Origin of the sequence: Paracoccus lichenicola, assembly GCF_009708075.1 — a bacterium.
Taxonomy (GTDB): Bacteria; Pseudomonadota; Alphaproteobacteria; order Rhodobacterales; family Rhodobacteraceae; genus Paracoccus; species Paracoccus lichenicola.
The window spans coordinates 1-2,987 of sequence record NZ_WMBT01000046.1; the positions used below are offsets into that span (position 1 = coordinate 1).

A 2,987-nucleotide genomic window follows, 5' to 3' on the forward strand; every position below is an offset into this window, starting at 1 on the left:
AAAAAGCGGCGTGGGAAGCGCCCCTCGTGGCGACATTGGCCCGAAATGGGACGAAGCGAGGCGAAATAGAACGAAATAACCGGCGAGACGAGTTGCTGGAACGCTAGAAGCGATCTGGTGCGGTCCGAGGCGTCGCAGATGGCTGTGTTTCGTGTTGAGTGTTGAGTGTGAGCCCAGTGGTGAAGTGAAGTTGGCAGGAAATAGGGAGCCTATGTTCAGTGCTCCCGCGCACCCACTTCACCCCATGTTTTCAGGGCTTAGAGGCCGTTTCGGCGTGAAGAACGAGATCCGCCCTGATCGGGCGGGCAAAACCCCTCCTCCCCTGCCTCTTGGGGGGCGATGTCGTCGGGGTTTTGCGGTTCAGGGGTTCGCCGCCGCCTCGCGCTGCGCCAGGCGCAGGACTTCCGCAAGCTGCCAGGCCAGCGCCTTCAGGCGGGGCGGCAGGGAGGGTGCGGAAGGTGGAAAACGAGGCGGCGGCGGCTCGGTCATGGCGCGGTGAACCGTGCAATGCGGCAAAGGTTCCAGGACGCGAAAGGCCCTCGCAACCATGCCAGGTGCAAGGGCCTCCCATAAAGGATGTTCGACGAGTCCTCACCGCACCTGAACCGGGCCAGATAGCAAAGGTTGCGCGCTAGCGGGCTAGCAAGATAGCGCAATAGCAACCGGCAGAAGCGAAAGACCACCGGGCCTGACCGCAGGGAGGAGGAGGGGCGGCAGGTCCGGTGGCCTTCGATGGTTCGTTACCAGGCCCGCAGGGAGGAGGAGGGCGGGCCTGGCGAAGGAGTGAAGCGGCTTGGCTTCACCTTCAGAATGCACACCCTGCCGGTACTTGTCACGGATTTACGCTGCATTGCAGCATTTCTCCCCTTCGGGCCGCTCGGAAAGGCGGCAAAGTGCGCCCAGTTGCACAATCAGAAGCCATTCAGATCACGCTTGTCTGCCCCGATTTGAGTCGGGCCAGATCAACCTGCGGCTGCGCTGCGGGAAAGAATGGGTTTTATGACACGGCAAACCCCGGCCCGAGAGATCGCGCCGGGGTTGTGCGGTCTAGGGCTTCTTGGACGCCTTGCGCCGCGCCTCGCGCAGGGCTTCCGCAAGCTGCCGGGCCAGTTCCTGCAAGCGCGGCGGCAGGGCGGGCGGGGCCTTCGGACGGGACAGGCGGCGGCGCGGTGGTTTGTTCATGGCGCGCTAAACCAGGCACAGGGGCAAAGGTTCCAGGACGCGAAAGGCCCTCACAACCAGGCTGGGTGCAAGGGCCTCCCATGAAGGATGTTCGAGGAGTCCTCACCGCACCTGAACCGGGCCGGATGGCCAAGGTTCCAGGCGCTACGGCTTTCCGCCTTCCATGATCCGCAGGAGGGGGCCGGCGCCTTCTCGGGCGGCCTTGCGGGCCGAGGCGTTCGGAATGTGCGTGGCAATGCCGGGATTTAGGAAGTAGCGGACGGTCCGGCCTTCCTTCTCGCGGCGGATCGCGTTGATCGAGGCAAGCTCGCTCATCGTGCTGGAGAGATCGCGGGGGGTAATTCCGACACGCTCCGCCAGCTGCTGCCGCGTGGCCATGATCTCGCCGGTATCCATGCGGAGATGTTCGAGCAGGGTGGCCCAAAGCTCTTGTGCCTTGTGCGGGCGCTTGGAGTGCTGGTTGATCCAGCGGACCACGGCAGCGTTTTCTTTCGGTCCTAGCATCACGAAAATCCAGTTTTCAGAGCTTTTGGCATGGGCTTTGGCGGCGCTGTCGATCTTGGCGAGGGTGTCGGGATCGAGGCCGAGGCGGCGGGCTTGAGCAACGATCTGGCGGGCTTCCTCGCGCCGCTTCTTGGCCCGTTCATCGGATAGCTTGGTGACTGTGTGGCCCCGCTCCTGCGGGGTCTCCCGGGCGGGTCCGCGGGCGCGGCGTTTCAGGCTCTTTTCGGCCCTCTCGATCGCCGCCGCGAAGGCATCTTTCGCTGGCTTCATCTGTCCCTCGATAGGTCGCATGTTGTGCGACCTAGTGGTCGCATGTTGTGCGACTTATTGCAAGCCTAAGCTACGGGCGGAAAAGCAGGATCCGGCTCACCTAGATAAGAGATAGATATATCTCCCTTACCCTCTTGTGGAAAACTTGGCCGTTTGCGCCTTTGGAACGGTTGGATTTTGCTGGGGAATAGGGGGGTGGCTTGGCTCCCGCAGCGCCCCGCATGGCAGCAGATCAGGACTTGGCCGAGAAGGGCCACAAGCGGCGCTTGGCTTCTGGGGCAGGAGCCGGGGAGGAAGCCGTTCCGGTTCCTGCCAGTTCCCGGACCTGTCCCCGGAGATCCTCAATCTCGGCCCTCAGAGCGCCGCACAGAGCCTCAAGAGCCTCTAGGCGGGCGTGGGTAGCTTCAGACCCATGAGGCCCCTCAGCGGCGCTCTGAGAGCTTCTGAGAGGCATCTGGGAGGGTTCCGGCACCTCGCCCCTTTGAAATCGCCCATTGGCGCCCCTGCCCGCGCTGAGCGGCCTCTGGGCCGTCCAGCGGTCGAGGTCGTCCAGGTCGATGGACCATCGGTTACGGTGCTTCGTGGCTTCGAGCTCCCCGGCGGCAATGGCCCGGGTGATCGTGGCGCGGCTCTGGCCGGAGCGTTCGGCGGCGGCATTGGGGGTCAGTCTGGGCATGGTCCACCGTGAGCAGGTTTGAACACCTATGCCATGTTCTGCCGCGCCGTGCATCCCGCCTCGGCCTTGAGGGAGGGACTGTAGCAGGAAATGTAACTTGGCAGCGTTACACTCTGGTCCGCGCCGCAGACCCCAGTGAACGCTGGCAATTTGGGTGGTTTGGAGGCTCTGGGGGAGCGTTACACCAAAATCGGCGATTTTCGGGCGTTTGAGCGGCCAAAAAGCGGCGTGGGAAGCGCCCCTCGTGGCGACATTGGCCCGAAATGGGACGAAGCGAGGCGAAATAGAACGAAATAACCGGCGAGACGAGTTGCTGGAACGCTAGAAGCGATCTGGTGCGGTCCGAGGCGTCGCA

The 2,987-nt window shown here is 63.5% G+C and carries 4 protein-coding genes; all 4 read right to left on the minus strand.

From position 1 onward, the window contains the following. Positions 1-360: 360 nt before the first annotated feature. Positions 361-489, minus strand: coding sequence for a hypothetical protein (locus GIY56_RS18815; protein WP_268866593.1), 129 nt, complete (start codon positions 487-489; stop codon positions 361-363). A 558-nt stretch (positions 490-1,047) separates the two neighbouring features. Beyond that, entirely contained in the window at positions 1,048-1,182 is a 135-nt protein-coding gene (locus GIY56_RS18820; protein WP_268866594.1) for a hypothetical protein, read from the minus strand. Between the two features lie 144 nt (positions 1,183-1,326). Next, positions 1,327-1,977, minus strand: a complete 651-nt coding sequence (locus GIY56_RS18205) for a hypothetical protein (RefSeq protein WP_196053698.1) — start codon at positions 1,975-1,977, stop codon at positions 1,327-1,329. A 211-nt stretch (positions 1,978-2,188) separates the two neighbouring features. Then, positions 2,189-2,686: a helix-turn-helix domain-containing protein gene (locus tag GIY56_RS18995; RefSeq protein WP_131023408.1), complete on the minus strand. Its 498-nt coding sequence runs from the start codon at positions 2,684-2,686 to the stop codon at positions 2,189-2,191. Between the last annotated feature and the right edge of the window lie 301 nt (positions 2,687-2,987).

Coding starts and splice junctions, on each gene's coding strand:
- GIY56_RS18205 (WP_196053698.1), bottom strand. CDS start 1,977: ATGCGACCTATCGAGGGACAGATGAAGCCAGCGAAAGATGCCTTCGCG.
- GIY56_RS18815 (WP_268866593.1), bottom strand. CDS start 489: ATGACCGAGCCGCCGCCGCCTCGTTTTCCACCTTCCGCACCCTCCCTG.
- GIY56_RS18995 (WP_131023408.1), bottom strand. CDS start 2,686: ATGCACGGCGCGGCAGAACATGGCATAGGTGTTCAAACCTGCTCACGG.
- GIY56_RS18820 (WP_268866594.1), bottom strand. CDS start 1,182: ATGAACAAACCACCGCGCCGCCGCCTGTCCCGTCCGAAGGCCCCGCCC.